General features: G+C 48.5%; 23 protein-coding genes, 1 other RNA gene and 1 pseudogene. 22 read left to right on the top strand and 3 right to left on the bottom strand.

The window, feature by feature from the left end:
• The first annotated feature begins 4 nt into the window (after positions 1-4).
• The 5 genes from rnr to K7G97_RS13065 all read left to right on the top strand — a co-directional run bounded on the left by rnr (position 5) and on the right by K7G97_RS13065 (position 4,994).
• Positions 5-2,359 (top strand): ribonuclease R, encoded by a 2,355-nt coding sequence (rnr, locus tag K7G97_RS13085; RefSeq protein ID WP_023469199.1) that lies wholly within the window; start codon positions 5-7, stop codon positions 2,357-2,359.
• Between the two features lie 32 nt (positions 2,360-2,391).
• Positions 2,392-2,862 (top strand): SsrA-binding protein SmpB, encoded by a 471-nt coding sequence (gene smpB / locus K7G97_RS13080; RefSeq protein ID WP_023469198.1) that lies wholly within the window; start codon positions 2,392-2,394, stop codon positions 2,860-2,862.
• A gap of 58 nt (positions 2,863-2,920) precedes the next feature.
• Positions 2,921-3,279: a transfer-messenger RNA gene (ssrA, locus tag K7G97_RS13075) on the top strand.
• 135 nt (positions 3,280-3,414) lie between these two features.
• Positions 3,415-4,422: a YecA family protein gene (locus K7G97_RS13070; RefSeq protein WP_223040745.1), complete on the top strand. Its 1,008-nt coding sequence runs from the start codon at positions 3,415-3,417 to the stop codon at positions 4,420-4,422.
• Positions 4,423-4,484: 62 nt separating this feature from the next.
• Entirely contained in the window at positions 4,485-4,994 is a 510-nt protein-coding gene (locus K7G97_RS13065; protein WP_223040744.1) for a GNAT family N-acetyltransferase, read from the top strand.
• A gap of 56 nt (positions 4,995-5,050) precedes the next feature.
• Here the strand turns inward: K7G97_RS13065 and K7G97_RS13060 are convergent, their stop codons facing one another.
• Positions 5,051-5,416: a transcriptional activator HxlR gene (locus K7G97_RS13060; RefSeq protein ID WP_087681320.1), complete on the bottom strand. Its 366-nt coding sequence runs from the start codon at positions 5,414-5,416 to the stop codon at positions 5,051-5,053.
• A 204-nt stretch (positions 5,417-5,620) separates the two neighbouring features.
• Here K7G97_RS13060 and hxlA point away from each other — a divergent pair, with 204 nt between their 5' ends.
• From hxlA to K7G97_RS13045, 3 genes are all read left to right on the top strand, one after another.
• Complete coding sequence (gene hxlA / locus K7G97_RS13055; protein WP_214805356.1) at positions 5,621-6,256, top strand: 3-hexulose-6-phosphate synthase; 636 nt, start codon at positions 5,621-5,623, stop codon at positions 6,254-6,256.
• Positions 6,257-6,805, top strand: a complete 549-nt coding sequence (gene hxlB / locus K7G97_RS13050) for a 6-phospho-3-hexuloisomerase (protein ID WP_223040743.1) — start codon at positions 6,257-6,259, stop codon at positions 6,803-6,805.
• Between the two features lie 186 nt (positions 6,806-6,991).
• Positions 6,992-7,762: a DUF4367 domain-containing protein gene (locus tag K7G97_RS13045; protein WP_223040742.1), complete on the top strand. Its 771-nt coding sequence runs from the start codon at positions 6,992-6,994 to the stop codon at positions 7,760-7,762.
• A gap of 38 nt (positions 7,763-7,800) precedes the next feature.
• On the opposite strand, the gene hisJ is transcribed toward K7G97_RS13045, so the two are convergent.
• On the bottom strand, positions 7,801-8,595 hold the full coding sequence (gene hisJ, locus K7G97_RS13040; RefSeq protein WP_023469191.1) for a histidinol-phosphatase HisJ: 795 nt from the start codon (positions 8,593-8,595) through the stop codon (positions 7,801-7,803).
• Between the two features lie 122 nt (positions 8,596-8,717).
• Between hisJ and K7G97_RS13035 the strand changes: the two genes are divergently transcribed.
• The 14 genes and pseudogenes from K7G97_RS13035 (at position 8,718) to K7G97_RS12965 (ending at position 19,699) form a co-directional block, all read left to right on the top strand.
• Positions 8,718-9,539 carry an ATP phosphoribosyltransferase regulatory subunit gene (locus tag K7G97_RS13035; protein WP_035396343.1) on the top strand — a complete coding sequence of 274 codons (822 nt, stop codon included), beginning with the start codon at positions 8,718-8,720 and terminating at the stop codon, positions 9,537-9,539.
• Entirely contained in the window at positions 9,540-10,151 is a 612-nt protein-coding gene (gene hisG / locus K7G97_RS13030) for an ATP phosphoribosyltransferase (RefSeq protein ID WP_223040741.1), read from the top strand.
• Complete coding sequence (gene hisD, locus K7G97_RS13025; protein ID WP_223040740.1) at positions 10,148-11,365, top strand: histidinol dehydrogenase; 1,218 nt, start codon at positions 10,148-10,150, stop codon at positions 11,363-11,365. Before hisG ends, hisD begins: the two co-directional genes overlap by 4 nt.
• Positions 11,365-12,336: a pyridoxal phosphate-dependent aminotransferase gene (locus tag K7G97_RS13020; protein ID WP_075643060.1), complete on the top strand. Its 972-nt coding sequence runs from the start codon at positions 11,365-11,367 to the stop codon at positions 12,334-12,336. Before hisD ends, K7G97_RS13020 begins: the two co-directional genes overlap by 1 nt.
• Positions 12,309-12,890 carry an imidazoleglycerol-phosphate dehydratase HisB gene (hisB, locus tag K7G97_RS13015; protein WP_223040739.1) on the top strand — a complete coding sequence of 194 codons (582 nt, stop codon included), beginning with the start codon at positions 12,309-12,311 and terminating at the stop codon, positions 12,888-12,890. Before K7G97_RS13020 ends, hisB begins: the two co-directional genes overlap by 28 nt.
• Positions 12,887-13,474, top strand: a complete 588-nt coding sequence (gene hisH / locus K7G97_RS13010) for an imidazole glycerol phosphate synthase subunit HisH (protein ID WP_223040738.1) — start codon at positions 12,887-12,889, stop codon at positions 13,472-13,474. Before hisB ends, hisH begins: the two co-directional genes overlap by 4 nt.
• Positions 13,447-14,151, top strand: a complete 705-nt coding sequence (hisA, locus tag K7G97_RS13005; RefSeq protein ID WP_029342450.1) for a 1-(5-phosphoribosyl)-5-[(5-phosphoribosylamino)methylideneamino]imidazole-4-carboxamide isomerase — start codon at positions 13,447-13,449, stop codon at positions 14,149-14,151. The genes hisH and hisA overlap by 28 nt, the downstream gene beginning before the upstream one ends.
• Entirely contained in the window at positions 14,145-14,894 is a 750-nt protein-coding gene (gene hisF, locus K7G97_RS13000) for an imidazole glycerol phosphate synthase subunit HisF (protein ID WP_023469183.1), read from the top strand. Before hisA ends, hisF begins: the two co-directional genes overlap by 7 nt.
• Positions 14,891-15,506, top strand: a pseudogene (hisIE, locus tag K7G97_RS17500) (bifunctional phosphoribosyl-AMP cyclohydrolase/phosphoribosyl-ATP diphosphatase HisIE). The gene hisF and the pseudogene hisIE overlap by 4 nt, the downstream one beginning before the upstream one ends.
• Before the next feature lie 218 nt (positions 15,507-15,724).
• On the top strand, positions 15,725-16,384 hold the full coding sequence (gene trhA / locus K7G97_RS12985; RefSeq protein ID WP_195865500.1) for a PAQR family membrane homeostasis protein TrhA: 660 nt from the start codon (positions 15,725-15,727) through the stop codon (positions 16,382-16,384).
• Positions 16,381-17,055 (top strand): TVP38/TMEM64 family protein, encoded by a 675-nt coding sequence (locus K7G97_RS12980; protein ID WP_223040737.1) that lies wholly within the window; start codon positions 16,381-16,383, stop codon positions 17,053-17,055. The genes trhA and K7G97_RS12980 overlap by 4 nt, the downstream gene beginning before the upstream one ends.
• 84 nt (positions 17,056-17,139) lie before the next feature.
• Positions 17,140-18,057 carry a proline dehydrogenase family protein gene (locus tag K7G97_RS12975; RefSeq protein WP_023469178.1) on the top strand — a complete coding sequence of 306 codons (918 nt, stop codon included), beginning with the start codon at positions 17,140-17,142 and terminating at the stop codon, positions 18,055-18,057.
• 61 nt (positions 18,058-18,118) lie between these two features.
• Positions 18,119-18,934, top strand: a complete 816-nt coding sequence (locus K7G97_RS12970) for a DUF2785 domain-containing protein (protein WP_223040736.1) — start codon at positions 18,119-18,121, stop codon at positions 18,932-18,934.
• A gap of 84 nt (positions 18,935-19,018) precedes the next feature.
• On the top strand, positions 19,019-19,699 hold the full coding sequence (locus K7G97_RS12965) for a hypothetical protein (protein WP_223040735.1): 681 nt from the start codon (positions 19,019-19,021) through the stop codon (positions 19,697-19,699).
• A 524-nt stretch (positions 19,700-20,223) separates the two neighbouring features.
• Here K7G97_RS12965 and K7G97_RS12960 read toward each other — a convergent pair.
• Positions 20,224-20,871: a class I SAM-dependent methyltransferase gene (locus K7G97_RS12960; RefSeq protein ID WP_223040734.1), complete on the bottom strand. Its 648-nt coding sequence runs from the start codon at positions 20,869-20,871 to the stop codon at positions 20,224-20,226.
• Positions 20,872-20,896 lie beyond the last annotated feature (25 nt).

The following is a 20,896-nucleotide window of genomic DNA, read 5'->3' as shown; positions in this document are numbered from 1 at the left end:
CACGTTGGAATTACGTGAACGAATACTAACGGTCATCACGACGGAAGAACGTCCGTTGTCGATTGATCAATTAACGAAAAAACTAGAACTAGCGGATACGGAAGCATTCAAGGAATTGATTCGGACGCTAAACGCGATGGAAGACGAAGCATTGATCGCCCGGACACGCTCGAACAAGTACGGAACGCTTGCGCAAATCGGTCAAGTCGCAGGGAAGATTTCCGTCCACCAACGCGGGTTCGGTTTCGTCTCACCGGAAGACGGTTCAGAAGGCGACATCTTCTTACCGGCACCGGAGCTGAAGAACGTCTATAACGGCGACCGTGTCCTCGTCAAAGTGTTTGCCGAGTCAAACGGCGGCGACCGTCGTGAAGGGAAACTGCTCAAGATTCTCTCACGTGGACCAGCTGATTTCGTCGGAACGTTCGTCAGTCCAAAAGGACGGATCGAGTCGATCGCTTACATCGAACCGGATGATACGAAGCTGACGTTCTTACCGGTCGTCGCAAACGACGATACACTTGGTGCCGTTGATGGCCACAAAGTCCTAGCTCGGATCACGAAGTATCCGGATGGTCGTTACGCCGGAACGGCGAAAGTCTTGAAAATCATCGGTCACAAGAATGACCCAGGCGTCGATATCTTGTCGATCGTCCATAAGCACGGCATCAATGTCGACTTCTCACCGGAAGCGATCGCTGAGGCGAATGCTGTACCGGATCAAATCGATGAGAAAGATCTAGTCGGACGCGTCGATCTACGGAATGAATTGACGGTGACGATTGACGGGGCAGACGCAAAAGACCTCGATGATGCGGTTCACGTTAAAAAATTAGCGAACGGCAACTTCGAGCTTGGTGTCCACATCGCCGACGTCTCGCATTACGTCAAAGAAGATTCAGCACTCGACGAAGAAGCGCGTGAGCGCGGAACGAGTGTCTATCTCGTCGACCGTGTCATCCCGATGATTCCGCACCGTCTATCGAACGGGATCTGCTCGCTCAACCCGCACGTCGATCGTCTGACGCTCAGCTGTATCATGGAAATCGATGCGAACGGTGCTGTCGTCAACCATGAAATCTTCCAAAGTGTCATCAAGACGACGGAACGGATGACGTACACGGATGTCCGGAAAATCATCGAACGCGAAGACGAAGAAGTGATCGCGAAGTACCAAGATCTCGTCGAGTACTTCGACAAGATGGCGGAACTCGCAGCAATCCTTCGCGAACGTCGCTCACGTCGTGGGGCGATCAACTTCGACTTCCCAGAAGCGAAGGTCCTCGTCAACGAAGAAGGCAAGACGAGTGAGATCATTCTCCGGGAACGGTCGGTCGCTGAAAAGCTGATCGAAGAGTTCATGCTTGCGGCGAACGAAACGGTCGCCGAGCACATCCAGCGTCAAAAACTGCCGTTCATGTACCGGATCCACGATGAGCCAAAAGCAGAACGTCTCGATACGTTCTTCAAGTTCATCGGTAACTTCGGCATCAACGTCGAACGTAAGGGTGAGTCAGTCGCACCGAAAACGTTGCAATCGATCCTCAACGCTGTTGAAGGTGAGCCGGAAGAAGCCGTCGTCAGTACGGTCATGCTCCGTTCGCTTCAACAAGCGAAATACGACATCGAACCGATTGGTCACTTCGGTCTGTCGACGGACTACTACACGCACTTCACGTCACCAATCCGTCGGTATCCGGACTTGATGGTCCACCGTCTGCTCCGTGAATATGTCATCTACAACGATAAGTCACAAAAGACGCAAGACCGTTACTCGGAAATCTTACCGGAAATCGCCGATCACTCGTCAAAACGCGAGCGTCGTGCCGTTGATGCCGAGCGGGAAACGAACGCCTTGAAGAAAGCCGAGTATATGGAGCAACACATCGGTGAGACGTTTGAAGGGGTCGTCAGTGGAGTCACGAACTTCGGGATGTTCGTCGAATTGCCGAACACGATCGAGGGACTCGTTCACATCCAAGCGATGACGGATGACTTCTATCGCTACGATGAAGCGAACTATCAGCTGATCGGTGAGCGGACGAAGCAACAGTTCCGGATCGGTGATGTCGTCGAGATCAAGGTCACGAACGTCAACATCGATGAACGGACGATTGACTTCAGCGTCGTCGGAATGCCAGAACGGCAACCGAAGAAACGGTTCGAGTCGAAGACGATCCGCTCAAGCGGTGGACGTCCGGGACAAAAACGCGACGACAAGAAGAAGGACGATCGTCGTGGCAAGAAACGGTCGGGTAAGAGCGACCAAAGCAAGGGAAAAGGATTCTCGTTAAAGAATAAGAAAGATAAACCGCCGTTCCATAAGGCGGTCTCGAATAAGAAACGGAAGCGCAAATAAGCGCTTCCGCATCGGAAATGTGGTGAACGAACATGCCAAAGGGAACAGATTCGAAAGTCTTAGCGAACAACAAACGGGCCTCGTTCGATTATGCGATCGAGGATACGATTGAAGCCGGTCTCGTCTTGACAGGAACGGAGATCAAATCGGTCCGTAAAGGAAAAATCAGTATCGGGGACGCGTTCGTCCGGTTCGACGGGGGAGAAGCGATTCTCTGGAACTCGAACATCGCCCACTTCGAACAGGGAAACCGCTACAACCATGAGCAGCTCCGCCCACGGAAGCTGTTACTACACAAGAAACAGATCGCGAACTTGATCGGGGCGGTCTCACGGGACGGTTATACGATCGTACCGCTTAAGGTCTACATCAAGAACGGATACGCGAAATGCTTGATTGGACTCGGGCGCGGGAAGAAGAAGTTCGATAAACGCGATGACCTGAAGAAGAAAGATGCGAAGCGTGATATCGAGCGAGCACTACGCGATAAGCAAAAGTATTGAACCCGTAACACTTTTCTGCTAGAATATTAGTATTCGGAAAGCCCCAATTTTATATCTTGGGGACGTTACGGATTCGACGGGGGTAGTTCGGTCTTCTGTGGCGTGTCGAGGGGTCGGCCTCGTTAAAACGCACCAGCCATAACTGGCAAAACTAACACACAACTCGCAGCAGCGTAATAGCAACTGCGGATCCTAGCAGCTGTCGCCTGGTCGGCTGATTTCTAGGGTCTCACTTTAAACAGGCTACGCTTGGACCCTTCCGTCTGGAGGGAAAGAGAAGAGATGGAATCAGACTGGTCGGACGGACGCCTGTCAATTGGCAGCCTGACGACGAGATCCCAATAAATTGACTACACACGTAGAAGCTTAAGTATACGATGCCTTCGGACGTGGGTTCGACTCCCACCGTCTCCATACGACGAAATCAGTGGATTTCAAAGAGTACCTTAGTTGTTTAGATTTTTACAACTAAGGTACTTTTTAGTATTCAATAATAAAAATATTAAATATAATAACTTTGTTTTCAAAATCATAAATAAAAGGATTGAAAAAATGAAAATTGGAAGAAATCAGCAATGTCCTTGCATGTCAGGAAAAAAATTTAAAAGATGTTGCATGGACGATCCTAAACACTCTTCAACACAGTTAAATAACAGTATTCCTAGAAAGTATATGAGTGAATTTGCATTACATACATTTTCATCTTATGCATCTATTGCTTATCCAAATTTATTAGATACTATAAATGTGTCGGAGGCTAGTTATCATATTTATATGATAAATAAAATTAAAAGATTAAGCTTTGTAGAAGATAGTATTAAAGTGTTCAAGAATCATATAGAACTTCAGATAAGACATGGTATAACTTCAGTTGAAAAAATTACGACTTTACAAATTCCGCGCCATAAAATGACTGTCGATTTCGTATTTGAAGGTAATAAAACTTTATTTATGAAAGATGGACACGGCGGAGGAGTAAAAGCAGATATACTTTATGTTTACTCAGCTTTTTCTACTGAACCGCTTGATTGTGAAGTACTATATATTGGACAATCATATGGGAAAGAGGGAAATAGAGATGCGTTGACCAGATTAAGGTCTCACGAAACTCTACAAAAAATTATGGCTGATGTTTCACATGAAGATATAAACTCAGAAATTGCAATTACAGTATGGGAGTTTACCCCACGATTAATAACCTCATTTGATGGGCGAAATGGATTTTTGGTGTCTACTGAAGAAGATGAAAAACATTTGAAAAAAGTTTTGTCAGCCCCACCTTTATATTTGGATAGTCAAATAGTTAATGTGACAGAAGCCGCTTTAATTAATTATTATAAACCTAAGTACAATGAGAAATTCAAAAATAATTTTCCGGACATTGGTCATAAGGGATATAAATTCTACTATGATTATGATTATAATGCTATTTTGGTAGAATTAGATCAATCTGCTATAAATATAAATATGCACTCTGATTATGTAGATTATCATGATTATTCGCATATCAAGTATCTATTAAATACAGAGGAAAAAAGAAAGTCGATGTTCACTCTTTAGATTATACTTAAAAAAATTTTTAATATAAGTGAAAATATTAATCATAAACGGAGCTGAAAACTATGATACGACGCGCCACGTTGATGGATGGGAAAGCCTTATCGGACTTGATGCGACGCATTGATCGCGAAACGAAATATATGTTGTATGAGCCAGAGGAACGCGTCCTGTCAACGGAACAGGCAGAGGCGTTCATCGAGAAGTTTGGTCAGGCTGCCAACTCGGACATCTTTGTCGTGGACGTCGATGACCAACTCGTCGGGTATGTGCTCGTCGTCGGTGGGGAACCGAGTCGGATTCGTCACCGGGCGAATCTCGTCATCGGCTTGCTTGATGCTTATACAGGTCGTGGACTCGGTGCGGGTCTACTTGAAGCGGTGGATGCCTTTGCGATTGAAGCTGGACTCATCCGACTCGAGTTGACGGTTCGCAAGGATAACTTGCGAGCAATCGAGCTCTATCATAAGTTTGGCTTCAACATCGAAGGAACACGGATCGCATCACTCTTCATCGATGGCGAATACGTTGATGAACTGGCGATGTCTAAAATCTATACGACAGAAGAATCTTAAAAAAAGATGCTCAGTGGACTTATCTCTAAAAGGAGACGAGACCGTGAGCATCTTTTTTATGGCGATATCTTTTGTTGCTCGAAATCGATCTCCAAGACATTTTTCGCATAATCCTTACCCCAGTCATACATCGCGTCTAAAATCGGCATTAAGCTATGTCCGTGCGGTGTTAACGAGTATTCGACCTTCGGTGGTACGACCGGGTAGACTTCCCGGTGAATGATATGGTGTTCCTCGAGTTCGCGCAGTTGATTGACGAGCATCCGTTGCGTGATCCCAGGCATCAGACTTTTCAGTTCCCCGAAGCGTTTCGTTCCTTCCTTGCCTAAGTGCCAAAGAATGAGCATCTTCCATTTGCCCCCGATGATCGAGAGGGTCAATTCCTTCTCACAGTTAAACTGACGGTCTTCAAAATGTGGCATCGATCCACCTCCTGCTCCAGTATAGACTTTCTTTCAGTCGACAGTATACTTTTCTGCACTATGTATGAAAAACCGCACTATGTAAATTAAAAGTGCGTACTTCTCAAGAATGCTCCTGCGGATTATATTTAGTCCTGTTCCTTCATGAATGTCCGAAGGAAGTGTCAGGTACGACAATATAGAGAAGAATGGGAGAGATATAAAATGAAATTACAACTCGCAATTGATCTAGTCGATACAGCAGGTGCGATTGCTTTAGTCAAAGAAATCGGGGAAAACAATCTAGATATCGTTGAAATCGGCACACCGGTCGTCATCAACGAAGGGCTCCGCGCCGTCAAAGAAATGAAAGCCGCCTTCCCGAACTTAACGGTCCTCGCTGACTTGAAGATCATGGATGCTGCCGGTTACGAAGTCAGTCAAGCTGTCGCACACGGTGCTGACATCGTGACGATCCTTGGGGCAGCGGAAGACATGTCAATCAAAGGGGCAGTCGAAGAAGCAAAAAAATCAGGCAAACAGATTCTCGTCGACATGATTGCCGTGAAAGATATCGCAACACGGGCGAAAGAACTGGATGCGTTAGGCGTCGACTACATCTGTGTCCACACAGGTTACGATCTCCAAGCAGTCGGTCAAAACTCATTTGAGGATCTTGCGACAATCAAGTCAGTTGTGACAAATGCAAAAACAGCTGTTGCGGGTGGTATCAAGATGGAGACGTTACCGGAAGTCATCGCTGCACGCCCTGATCTGATCATCGTCGGTGGCGGGATCACGGGACAAGATGATAAACAAGAGACAGCGTCAACGATGCACCGGATGCTGCAAGAGGCGTAAATGACACACATTCAAACAATTATCGAAGAGCTGACTTCGACGGTCGAAGCAATCGATGCGACCGAGACGAAAGAACTGGCAGACGCTGTGCTGCAAGCGAACCGAATTTTTCTCGCAGGAGCCGGTCGCTCCGGCTTGATGGGGAAAGCGTTCGTCATGCGGTTGATGCACATGGGACTCGACGCGTATGTCGTAGGCGAGACGGTCACGGCGAATTTACGTGAGGGTGACGTGTTAATCGTCGGTTCCGGATCGGGTGAGACGAAAACCTTGATTCCAATCGTCGAGAAAGCACAGCAACTCGGTGGAACCGTTGCCGTTGTCACGATCAGTCCGACGTCAACGTTAGCGCGATTAGCCGACTTAGTCGTCAAACTGCCCGGAGTTCCGAAAGAACAAACGGCATCAGCGGACGAGACGGTTCAACCGATGGGCTCGTTGTTTGAACAGACGATGTTGTTGTTCTATGATGCCTTGATTATGCAGATCATGGAAGATAAGCAGCTTGATTCGCAAACGATGTACGGAAAACATGCCAACTTAGAGTGAAACATATGAAACAGATTAGTTCTCTTCAATAGAAGAGGGCTAGTCTGTTTTTGTCTGTAGATCTTTCGTGTATGAATGCGTATTAATCAGAAATTCTCCTTTCCCTCTTTTCGTAATCTTCTTGAAGACTTACTCGCGAAGCATGCGATACTCAAAGAAAGGAAAAAAGAGGAAAAGGAGATTGTCATGCGATTTCAACGGATTGGTGTAATCAGTGCATTATTAGCTGCAAGTATTTTGACCGGTTGTGCAGAACCAGACCAAGTTCCACCAGTGAATCAGCTTAAATCACACTGGATTGAGGATAATACTGCTGAAGATGTAAATAATCCCGATGCCATCGTACAACGCATTAAAGCGAAGGACTTTTCAGAACAGGATTCGTTTGAAGCGGATTTCCGTCGTCACGTGACGTTTTACTTTAAAGATGGAACAAAAGCGTACCCGACTGAAGGCGATATCTGGAGCAGTATCGTTGTCGGAAATCGTGCTTACGTAACGCTGCATTACCCAAAAGGATCAGATCGTCTTGCTGTACTAGAGTATACCAAGCAAGAGAAGAACTGGATGTTAGGAGGCGTCTTATATGACGACGTTCAAAACATTAAGAAGAGTAGTTCTGCTCGCGGTTTGAATTTACCGTTCTCGACATTCCAAGCGATTGCCAGTAGTTCAAGTCCTAATGGGGATGATAGAATCTGGTTCTTCCACACGAAGTCACAAACGATTCTTCTAACCGTCGTTCCGAAGCAAGACGTTCAAGGCGAGGACTGGCAGGAAACGACGCTTGCGAACGGACAGACGGCTTACTTCCAAGAAAAACAAGAGAGAACGAACCTCTATTACGTCGAAGACAATCAAATCGTCCTCCTGTCCGGTAACGTATCACTAAAACAATTAAAAAAATTAGCACGATCAATTGCTCCTGTCGACGCTGCTGATTTCCCGTATTCTTAAACAAAAAAATCCGGACGCTGCGGCATCCGGATTTTTGTTTACCATTTGAAATCAAAATCAGCACCGACATCTTTTGCGAGATGGGCATCTGATCCATAGACGAGCGGAATCGATAACGACTGCGTGACTTGCAAGAGTTCCGGGTAAGGATAGGAAAGGCCACATAACGGCTTACGGAGTCCTGCCGTGTTGACGTCGAGCGTAAAGTTCGCTTGACGGATCTTCCGTAACGTGTCGTCGAGGTTCGTTGGGTTCGACTCAAGCGGATAGGCTTGGATGAATTTCGTCGGTAACGTTAAGTGACCGAGACGTTTCGGTTGATGTGCACCGAGGTCCGTCATGACGAGGGCTTGGATGCCTTCATAATAGCGTTCATGGACCGCCGTGACGCTTCCGAGTTTCGTGACGATCTCACCAAAGCTTTCCTTGCTGAAGTCGACGCCATAATACTGATCATCGATGTATAAGTAATGCAGTGAAAGAATGCCGTCGGTCAAGACGTCAGCGTAGCGAGCGATGATGTCACGCGTCCCGTCGACATGCCCTTCCCAGTAGTCGAACTCCATCCCGATCCGGATGTCGATCTGATTCTTGTATGTCTCGCGGAGTTGCGTTAATTCCTTCAGGTAGGCATCGGCTGTCGCAAACGACATTCCGGAATCGTTATCTGGTGCAGGATCCGTCACACCTTCAGGTAAAGGGGCATGTTCCGTGAAGCTGATCCGTTCTAAGCCTTGCTCTAACGCACGCTCGATGTAGGCTTCAAGTGGATCCTTCGTACCATGTGGACAATATGGACTGTGGACGTGACCGTCCCATTTCAATAATTGCATGAGTAACCCTCCGATTTTTTAGAATTGGCAAGCAAAGCGATTGACAATGTGCCCGAAACGCGGTATCTTATCGTTAAATAATTTAGCGTGGTACAGTGATAATAAGATAAAGGAGTGGGAGTATGCAATCATTTTCTACGATTCGACTCAAGGATGGAGCGACAGATTACGTTGGTGCCTCGGCAACGCGGCTCCAACAGGTCATCCGTCAGCTCGAAGATGGACTCGAACAATCTAACTATACCCGATTAATCACGCCCTTAATTGAGGAAATCGGTGGACGGGAACAGATTCGGATGGATTTTACGACTAGTGTCGCGCGTGCACTCAGCGAACGTGGTCGCGAACAATATAAACGTGTCTTCTACAGTGGCTCGGTCTTTCAACCGGAAGAGAAGTTCCAGGTCGGATTCGAGGAACGAGGACAAATCGCAGAAGTCGAAGCAATTCAACTCGCGGTCCGACTCGTCGAGGAACTGACAGGAAAAGAAGTCACACTCTCAATCGGTGATGCCGGTCTAATCGAGCATTTGATCGAGACGCGTGTCGGTGATCACCACTTACGCGACCAAGTGACACAGATGCTGCGTTTACGTAACGTCATCGAACTGAAGCGAATCGCGGGTCAACTCGATGATGCCTTACTTGCAAAACTACCTTTGTTATTCGGACGTGAAGGGGCAGAGACGATCCTACCGTACGTCGACGAGACACGACTCAATGCCGTGCTTGATCTCGCGGAAGCCGTCAATGCCGATCTCGACTTCGGTCAAATGGGCTTACAGACCTACTACGACGGGATCACGATCCACGGTTTCATCGAAGGTGTGACGGAACCCGTCCTCGTCGGTGGACGCTACGACCGGCTTTATGAACAATTCGGACAAGAACAACAGGCGTTCGGCATCGGATTCTCGGTCGAACGGTTGGCGGAGGTGCTCTAAATGCGAATCGGAATTACGAAAGGACGGCTGTCGAAAGCGACAGAACGTTATCTGAAAGAAGCTGGCGTCGAGACATGGGGAGCCATTGAACGCGAACTGATCGTCAAACGGGGCGAGCACGAATTCGTCTTCATGAAAGGATCGGATTTGATTCCGTACGTCGCTCAAGGTGTTCTTGACGTTGCGATCACCGGCAGTGACATCTTACTGGAATCGGATCAAGAGTTATCGGAACTCGCGGAATTGCCGTTCGGTGTCTGCCGGATGTCGGTCTGTGCGAAGGAGCCGTTACAATTCGAAGGCGGACGCCGTGTCCGGATTGCGACGAAGTATCCGATCATCGCGAAACGCTATTTCAGCGAACTCGGTGTCGACGTCGACATCGTACCGCTGAACGGTTCGGTCGAGTTAGCACCGTTACTCGGACTTGCTGACGCAATCGTCGATATCGTCGAGACAGGTGAGACGTTACGGGCGAACGGACTAAATGAATACGAAAAAATTATCGATATCAGCGCTCGATTCTTTACGAGCGAATGGACGTTAAAACGGAAGCGGGTTGAAGTTATCCGCTTGCTTGAGCAATTGACAGAAGGAGTGACACGATCATGACACCGACAAAACCTTTCAGCATCGATCGCGACACGGAGCTCGCGGTCCGCGCGATTCTCGAACGCGTCGCAACAGACGGTGACGCCGCTGTCCGCGATTACACGAACCAATTCGATCAGGTCGATCTTGAAGATTTCCGTCTTAGTGAAACACGAATCACACAAGCCTTTGAACAAGCAGACGCTAACTTGATCGACTCGTTGAAGTTGATGGCGACACGACTCGTCGAATGGCACGAACAAGAACTTCCATCTGACATCGAACTCGTCGAAGCAGACGTGACACGACGTCAACGTTTCGTTCCCGTCGATTCGGTTGGGATTTACGTTCCAGGTGGTGCAGCAAGTTATCCATCGACCGTCTTGATGAACGCCATTCCAGCAAAAGTTGCTGGTGTCGAACGGGTCGTCATGGTGACGCCGATGACGAACTTAAGTGACGAGGTCCTCGTTGCGGCACGGATCGCTGGTGTGACAGAAATCTATACGATTGGTGGAGCGCAAGCCATTGCCGCTTTGACATTCGGAACAGAAAGCATCCAAGCTGTCGATTTGATCGTCGGACCTGGAAACCGCTTCGTTGCTGAAGCAAAACGCCAAGTCTACGGGATTGTCGGCATCGACTCCGTCGCCGGTCCATCGGAAGTCGTCGTCATCGCGGACGAAACAGCGCATCCGGACCGGATCGCAGCTGATCTTCTTGCTCAAGCCGAACACGACCGTGACGCTGTCGCGATCGCCTTCGTGCCAACGGAAGAGATGAAACAAGCGGTAGACACGGAAATCGAACGGCGCTTACAGCAATTGCCGCGTCAAGAGATTGCCCGTCGTGCGATGGAAAACGGTGGCGTGTTCGTTGCTCCACTCGAAACAGCGATCGAAGAAGCGAACCGTCTCGCGGCGGAACACTTGGAACTTGCCGTTGCCAATCCGCAAGAGGTCGTCAAATCGATCCGTCACGCCGGGATGATTTTCCTCGGTCACGAGACACCAGAAACGCTCGGTGATTACGTCGCTGGAACGAACCACGTCTTACCAACGTCCGGTACAGCTCGTTTTGCGTCTGGATTATCAGCGCGGACGTTCCTGCGTCACCAGACGATGCTCGAAGCCACACGCGCAGGCGTACAACGTCTTGCGAATGCAGCGAAGATCGTTGCCCGGGTCGAAGGACTCGAAGCACACGCACAAGCCATCGAAGTGAGGGAAGACTAATGCGATTACACCAAAACGAACGATTCACGACCCATAGTCCAGTCGGGATCGAAGCGATCCAGGAATTGATCGCAACGTTCCCTTTAAATGAATATCCTGTCGAAATCATCGATCAAGTCAAGGCATCATACGCGACGTACGCCGGTGTCCGTCCGACGCAACTCGTCGCCGGAAACGGCTCGGATGAGTTGATCGGCTACTTATGTGCCCGCTACGGCGGACCCGGGATGCCAGTCATCGCCTCGGAACCGGACTTCGTCATGTATCAGTTCTACGCTGACCGGGCACGGGCACCGTTTGAACGCGTGCCGTTACTTGACGAAATGGCGCTTGACGTCGAGGGATTGATCGCAGCTCCGGGTGAGATCATCTTCTTGAGTCACCCGCACAATCCGTCCGGTGTCCTCCGCAAGGAAGCGGACATCCGGCGCTTGCTCGACAGTGGCAAATACGTCGTCATCGATGAGGCCTATATCGACTTCGCGCTCGAACAGTCGATGCTTCACTTACTCGAAGAATATCCGAAAGCAATCATCTTACGGACGCTCTCGAAAGCGTTCGGGCTCGCATCGCTTCGACTTGGTTTTGTCATCGCGAGCGAACAAATCATCGAAGAAATCGAACAGATTAAATCACCATACAACGTCTCTGGTCTATCAGCAGCTGTCGGTATCGCCATCATGGCAGAACCGGAACTCGATCGGGTCTTAGAAGAAACGTATGCGAGCCGCGAAGCGATCGAACGGATTCTCGCCCCAATCGGCAAGACGTATCCAAGTGCAGCGAACTTCGTCTACGTCGAGTATCCGGAAGCCGAACGCTTTACGCAACGTTGTGCTGACGCCGGATTACGGATCCGCTTGTTTAACCAAGCATTCCGTGTCAGTTGTGGATCACCAGAAGCAATGCAAGTATTAGAAACGTGTGTAGAGGAGGAATTACGATGCGGCGTGGCGCAAGCGAACGAGTAAGTGCAGAGTCAGACATCAAGGTCGAGGTCGATCTCGCAGGAGGTCCGGTTGAGATTAAGACGGGTGTCGGCTTCTTTGATCATATGTTGACGTTATTCGCCTTCCAGGCCCGGATCGGTCTGAAGGTGACCGCAAAAGGTGATACGTGGATCGATGCCCATCACACGGTCGAAGATACCGCGATCGTTCTCGGGGCAGCGTTGACGGAAGCGCTCGGCGATAAAGCCGGGATTGAACGCTACGGCGAATCGCGTGTGCCGATGGACGAGACCCTTGCGTCCGTCGTCCTTGATTTCAGCGGTCGTCCGTTCACGGTCTTCCGTGCTAGTTTCAAGAATCCGAAGCTCGGTGACTTTGATACGGAACTCGCAGAGGAGTTCTTCCAAGGCTTATCACGGAGTGCCCGGATGACGATTCATGCCGAAGTCTTATATGGTTCGAATACCCACCACATGATCGAAGGGTTGTTCAAAGCACTCGGTCGGGCTGTTCGTCAGGCCATTGCCGTGACGAGCGAAGGCGTACCGTCTACGAAAGGGTTGATTGATCAATGATAGCAATCGTCGATTATGGCGTCGGAAATATCGCAAACATTGAGCGGGTATTAAAACAGCTCGGTGAGGCAGTCATCGTCACGAATGATGCTGAACTATTGGAGCAAGCAGAAGCACTCGTCTTACCGGGTGTCGGTGCCTATGCCCCGGCAATGGAGCGCCTGAAGGAGACAGGACTGGTCGACTTCTTAAAAGAACAAGCCGAAAAGAAACCGTTCCTCGGAATTTGTCTCGGGATGCAACTGCTCTTTGAATCAAGTGACGAAGATGGACTGACGGAAGGTCTCGGGATTTTACCGGGAACGATTGAAAAATTACCGAATGACGTCCGCTTGCCACACATGGGTTGGCACCAGCTGACGAACCACGGCGAAGCCGTCTATTTCGTCCACTCGTACGGTGCCGTCTGTGACCCAGAATGGATCGTCGACTCGGTCGAATACGGACGCCTCGTCCCAGCAATCGTTCAAAAAGGACAAGTCACCGGGATGCAGTTCCACCCAGAAAAGAGTGGCGAAGTCGGATTGAAACTACTTAAGGAATGGAGAGAGACGACATGCAACTCTACCCAGCAATCGATTTAATGAGCGGACAGGCGGTACGCCTGAAGCAAGGAGATTTTGACCAACAGACATTCTTCGGTGATGCGTTGACGATCGCGAAGCGCTTCAAGGAAGATGGGGCGACAGCGATTCACTTGATCGATCTTGACGGTGCAAAAGCCGGCGAACCGCTGCACTTGAACTTGATCGCCGACATCAAAAAGGAGACCGGGTTGTTCGTTGAAGCTGGTGGTGGTGTCCGTAACATCGAGACGGTCGAAGCATACGTCGGTGCCGGGATCGACCGGATTCTCGTCGGCACGGTCGCTCTTGAAGACGAAGCGTTACTTGAGCAGATGATCGCTCTCGCTGGTGATAAACTGGCTGTTGCGTTAGATGCAAAAGAAGGCATCGTTCAGACACGCGGCTGGCTCGAAGCGAGCGGTTGGACGCTCGAAGAAGCGATGACGCACTTGATCGGCAAAGGAATCAAGACGTTCCTGTATACAGACATTTCGCGTGACGGAATGATGATGGGACCGGACGTTGATGGACTCGACCGGTTGAAGCGGGAAGGGGTCGAATTGATTGCTTCCGGTGGTGTGACGACGGTCGATGACGTCGCGCGCCTCAAAGAGATCGGGATGGACGGAGCGGTCGTCGGTCGGGCGTTGCTCGACGGATCACTCGCCTTAAAAGAGGTGTTACGCGTATGTTGATGAAACGAATCATTCCCTGTCTTGACGTCAAGGAAGGGCGTGTCGTCAAAGGCGTCAAATTCCAGAATCTACGTGATCTCGGTGACCCGGTTGCCGTCGCAAAGTATTATTACGAACAAGGGGCGGACGAACTCGTCCTGCTCGATATCTCAGCAACGCAAGAAGGACGCGAGACGATGCTTGATATCGTCGAACGCGTTGCAGAAGTCATCTACATGCCATTTACGGTCGGTGGCGGAATCAAGACGATCGAAGACGCGAAACGCTTGATTCGTGCCGGTGCTGACAAAGTCTCACTCAACTCGTCGGCGCTTCAAAATCCACAACTGATTCAAGAAGTCAGCCGCCTGTTCGGTGTCCAAGCGACAGTCGTCGCGATCGATGCGAAACAGACCGGCGACTCATGGGGTGTCTTCTCACACGGTGGCACACAACCCGTCGGACGTGACGCGATCGAGTGGGCACAGGAAGCCGTTGCGCTTGGTGCTGGCGAATTACTCGTCACGTCGATGGACGCTGACGGCACGAAGGACGGCTATGATCTCGCCTTGATCCGTCGTCTGCGTGAAGTCGTCAACGTACCGATCATCGCTTCCGGTGGGGTCGGAACACTCGATCATTTAGCAGAAGGACTAGAGGCAGGCGCTGATGCGGCTCTTGCTGCTTCGATCTTCCATGAAGCAACGTACACGATGCCGGAAACGAAAGCCTACCTCAAAGAACGAGGAGTCGAAGTCCGATGACGACATTGAATTTTTCAAAAGGACTCGTCGCTGCCGTCGTCGTCGACGAGCAGACGAACGATGTCTTGATGGTCGGCTTCATGGACCAAGCCGCTTATGATAAGACGCTTGCGACCGGTCTTGTCACCTTCTTCTCGCGGACGAAGAATCGTCTCTGGACGAAAGGCGAGACGAGCGGGAACACGCTTGAACTCAAACGGATGTGGATCGACTGTGATCAGGATAGTCTCTTGATCGCAGTCAAAGCGAACGGTCCGACATGCCATACTGGAAATCGCAGTTGTTTCTATACAGAAGTGGAGGTGCCCGATGTTATACGAACTGGAACAGACCGTCAAAGCGAAGATTGAGGCGAAGGAAGCAGAATCCTACACGAATTATTTGATTGCTTCCGGGTACGAGAAGATCGCGAAGAAGTTCGGTGAAGAGGCGTTTGAAGTCGTTCTCGCTGGTAACGATACGTTAGCAGAAGAGACAGCAGACTTGTTGTATCACTTAACGGTCTTGCTTGCTGACCGCGGTGTCTCCTTCAAAGAAGTCGAAGCGGTCCTGAACGAACGTCACGGAACAAAATCGACGTTCAAGGATCGTCCGGATATTGAACAGTGGTAAGGCATATCCACATCGCCTAGGCGGTGTGGATTTTTGTATGGGCGGGAAAAGACAAACAGATGACAGTTGTCATCAAATCGACAGAATGTTTCGATAGGCACGCTGTCGCATGAGGGCGTATAATCAAAAGCATAGTCCTTTGTTTTTAGAAAGTAGGTGTTCGATTGGTTACGAAAAAAGAAATCAAGCAAACGATCAAGCAACAATCCAAGGAAACGATCGAAGAGCTGCTCGCAAAAGGCGATTCCTTGAAAGAGGAGATCGCCAGTGCCATTACACATGGTCTCGGTGTTATTTTCAGTATCGTCGCGCTCGTGATGCTGATTCTGCAGGCGACGAAATCCGGCAGTGCTTGGAACGTCACGGCTGTCAGTATCTTCGGGGCAACGATGATTCTCCTTTATCTGTTCTCGACCTTGATGCATTCGCTGATGCATACGAAAGCGAATAAGGTCTTGCAAATTTTAGATCACGCCGGTATCTATCTCTTGATTGCTGGTAGTTATACACCGTTCGCTTTGATCACACTCCGTGGTCCGCTCGGCTGGACATTGCTCGGTATCGTCTGGGGTGTCGGGACGCTCGGCATCATCTGGAAGCTCTATTCGACCGGTAAATACGTCTGGATTTCGAATGCGTCTTATCTGATTCTTGGCTGGTGTTGTCTGTTTGCAATCAAGCCGATCTATGAAGCGCTCGGATTCCAAGGATTCTTACTGCTCCTCGGTGGTGGCCTTGCGTATTCGCTCGGCGTCATCTTCTACGTCTGGGCACGCTTGCCGTATAACCACGCGATTTGGCATCTGTTCGTCCTTGCGGGCAGTGTCCTGATTTTCCTCTCGATTTTCTACTATGTTGCTCCGGCGACAATGTCATGAAGAAATTACGGCTCCGGGACTGGCTCCCGCTTACGCTGTATTTTATGTTTGGTCTTGGGTTGCTCCTGTACTTCCGGATGTCTGGAATGCTGGAGCAATTCGACATTCAGGCATTATCGGATTGGGTACGGGATCAAGGTCTCACCGGGATGTTGCTTTACGTACTCGCTTACACCATTCGACCACTCGTTTTTTTCCCGGCGAGTCTGTTGACCGTCTTTGGCGGTTACACGTACGGTCCATGGCTCGGAACGCTACTCGACGTCATTGGTGCCGGCACCGGCGGTTTACTCAGCTTTTGGATCGCCCGGTTGCTCGGTCGCCGTGGCGTCGAGAAATTGATCGGGAAAGGGAAGCTGAACGTGCTCGACGAACGGATTGCGACGAACGGTTTCCTCGTCGTCTTGATCGTCCGATTGATTCCATTGTTTCCATTTGACGCGATCAGCTATGCGTCCGGATTGTCAAAAATCCGCTTTAAACAGTTCGCCATCGCCAACTACATCGGGATCATTCCCGGTGCGTTCGTTTACAACAATATCGGCTCAAGCCTGCGTGATCCGTTCTCCTGGCAATTTTTCGTTGCCATCGGACTGTACGTCCTATTCTTTGCCGTAGGACTTGTTGCTCAACGGATTCTCAAAAATAAACGAAATAAAGAGCGTATGTAAGCGCTTTATGGCATAATATGAGTGCAGAGATGTGAACCGATACGGTAAAACAGCCTAGCATTTATTTAGGGGGAATCATGAGTGATGGAAAAAGTACTACGGGATGGTTTTATCTTCTTATCGCAAAACAAGACATTGAACGGTCTCGCCAAGCGATACGGGCTTAAATTCGGAGCAAGTCGCTTCGTGGCAGGGGATTCATTGGAAGCATCGAAACGGGCGATCCAGGAATTGAACGCAAAAGGGTTATGCGTCACGATGGACCATTTAGGGGAGTTCATCTCGACGGTAGCGGAAGCAGAGATGATGACACAAGAATGTATTCGTGCGGTTGAGATGATTGCGGAAGAAAAATTAGACTCGCAACTCTCGTTGAAACTGACATCACTCGGACTCGATATCTCGGACGACTTGATCCGCTCGAACATGGAACGGATCTTAACACGGGCAAAAGAACTCGGTGTCTTCGTCACGATCGATATGGAAGATGAGCCACGTTGTGAAAAGACGATTCAATTGTTTGAAGAATTGCGCCAATCTTTCGATAACATCGGAACAGTCATCCAGTCGTATCTTTACCGGTCGGAAGATGACATCAAACGTGTCGGACGCTTCGAGACGAATCTCCGGATTGTCAAAGGGGCTTACAAAGAGCCGGCAACGGTGGCGTTCCCAGAGAAGGAAGACGTCGACCACAACTACATCAAGCTCGTGAAGTTACAATTATCACTCGGAAACTATGCTGCCGTCGCAACGCATGACGATGCGATGATCGAGCAAGTCATCCGTCACGCTAAAGAAAACGGGATCGAAAAAGACCAGTTCGAATTCCAGATGTTATTCGGTATCCGGGTCGAGCGTCAACTCGAACTCGTCAAGCAAGGCTATAAAGTCCGTGTCTACGTTCCTTATGGCCGTGACTGGTACGGTTACTTCATGCGCCGCTTAGCAGAACGACCGGCAAACGTTGCCTTCGTTCTCAAAGGAATGGTCAAAGGATAAGTGGGGAAGGCGATGCAACGTTGCATCGTCTTTTTTGATTCAGGAAGGGAAGGACAAAATAGTGCGAACAGAACAAGAATTCAAGGAACTGCTACAACAAGACACGAGTGCAACGCCTGCATTACTCGATGAGTTACTTCTACATATCGGTTCGACAGATTCTGAGTTACGAGATGGATTGATCTATCCGCAGTTAGCGACCTATATCGCATCAGAGTCATTTACGATAGAAGACACCAATCGAATTTTCGATTTTATTTTAAGCGGGCATGGATTGATGTATAGAATGGGAACAGCAGACACAACAGCTGTTCTGACGCGATCGTTTTCAGCATTAGCACTCGCTGAATTGTTAGTGATGGACAAAACCCGACACTTATTGACGCAAAGTCAGTTGGATCGGCTGTCCACTTACTTACAAACCTATTTGGAGCAAGAAAAGGATGTCCGTGGATTCATTGACGGAATGGGGTGGGCACACAGCATGGCACATATCGCCGATGTCTATGCGGTTTGGTTTACGCACCCAGCGAGTGGTCCACAGGAGGAGCTCGGAGCGATTGATGCGATGATTCGTCAGTTGACGCGGTCCGATTATCTCTATGTCGATGAGGAAGCAGACCGGATGGTGACGGCATTGTTGCAAGCTTGTCACCATGGACTGTCGGAAGATGTCCTATTACAACGAATCGAAAAGATCATTCAGGAGTGGTTAGTGAGTGACGTGACATGGGGAGATGCGGAGTGGACGACGTATCGTAATGTCAAACAGATGCTACAGACACTCTATTTTCGACTGAAATGGGAAGAGCGATCGGATATCGTCTTAATTGAAGAGTGGTTGCGACAGGTACATCAGCGAACGCATGGAGGATAAAGACATAGGGTATATTGGACGTCTTCAAATTCTTCGCTGTCCTCAGGTAGGAAGTATCCTCATAAATGAAAGGACGATTTTATTATGTATTTGGAAATTAAGAGTTTCATTAAAATTCCTCCTGAAAAAAAAGAACTAGATATTAATCAAGAATACCCAGGATTCATAAAGATGACCGATTTAAAAGATAATGATGTATTTAGTTATGCATTTGGTCGAGCTGACGGGTATCCTTCTGGAAAAGTTGTTTTTTATATAAATGATGAACAGCTCCCTTTTAATGCACATGTAAGTGAGCTATACATGTTTTGGCACGCTTTAATAAAAAGTGTATCGACAAGTGAACTATATGACGTTGAAGAATCAAACTGGTCTTTACAATATGAGAGCGAGGAAGTCTCTTCTAACTTTATCATTCGATTTTTCTATCAAAAAAAAGTAGTAGAGTTTTATTATAAAAATAAAATCTTGTCTACTTTTCCACTAGATATGTATAAAAAAGCAGTTCTACAAGGATTTTTAGATTTTATGTGGCATACAAATTTAGAGTTTGAAACGATTGTGTATGATTCGCTAGGTGAAGAAATTGATTATGCTTCGATGAGAGAAGACACTGGAGATGATTTATATACGTGTCGCTATATTTTCTTGCAACTCATGAAAGAGATCTATCGTCAAAAAAGTTACGATGTAACTACTCTTATTGATTTTGATTTTAAGGTAAGTCGTTCTTTTTCTCGTTTGAAATATGACTTGGAGGATTGAATCTGTAAAAGTACGTCTTAAAGTACTAAACGAATTTTAGTAAGTAGACGATCTTGATTCACACTTATCATTACCGTTACCGGTGTGATGAAGACAATGTGACTTGCAGTCTCAAATTGAATGAAATCAACCAAAAACGGTCTCTTAACTTCTAGTGAGAGACCGTTTATTACATTTAAGCTACCTCACATGTCTTCACCCGACTCCTGTAGGAAAGCGGGTGAGAAGACAGTGAGGTTACTGATGATGGAGTTTCATCAATCATTACGGCAAAATGATATTTCCTAAAAACAGCATGCCTGCAAATACAAGAATGACAAGAAAGATAGAGGTCTGCGGATGGAATCGTTTTTCTTGATAGCGTCGAAAAATGCGTCTTCCGAGTTCAGGTATACCCATTAGAAAAACCATATACAATAAAAAGTATTGCCATCGTTCTAAAACATCAAGTGAATCGATATAAAATAAGAGATTGATACCTAACGCAATCAAAATAAAAGTATAAAAAGTACTATATGACATAGTTATCTCTCCCTCACAGCTGTCGTCTGAAAAGCAAACAAACACGAGAAAGCATGGGCTTGATCCAGTAACCGATGCCCTGTCATGACGGCTCCTTCCTTTTGGATGACCGCTTCATCGAGTAACGTCCAACCGCGTTCTTTCGCCAGCTGCAACAGTTCCCACGGCATCATCGTATTCCCCATTGCGACTTCCTCACCGTAGAGACGACGGTAAGCAAGTTGCCGCGGAGCGGCTGTCGGACCGAGTAGACTGACGACGACAAGCGGGGCGACGCGTTCGATTTCTTGCAGCACTTGAACGGGACGTGTCGACCATTCAAGTGAGTTGACGGCGAGGACGACATCAAACGCATGATCGGCGAACGGCAATGCTTCCCCCGTACCGACAATGAAAGTCTGCTCGGGTGACTTCTCACGGGCAATCCGAATCATCTCATCTGAAACATCAAGTCCGACTGTCTGGAAGTCCGGTGTCAGTAAGCGACAGGCTGCCCCATCACCGCAACCGAGATCAAGCAAACGACCACCGGTGATTGTTTTTCGTAAGAACGGCAAAACGGTTTTCCGACTGCCGTTCGTCCACATATCGTCAGCGCGATCCGCCCAGTCGGCGGCTTTTTGATTCCATACATGCTCGGTTTGACTCATTTCTATCCACTCCTTTTTATCAGTC

This window comes from Exiguobacterium acetylicum, from assembly GCF_019890935.1.
Taxonomy (GTDB): Bacteria; Bacillota; Bacilli; order Exiguobacteriales; family Exiguobacteriaceae; genus Exiguobacterium_A; species Exiguobacterium_A abrahamii.
The sequence above is the reverse complement of the archived record's forward strand: the minus strand, read 5'-3'. Positions and strand labels throughout refer to the sequence as shown.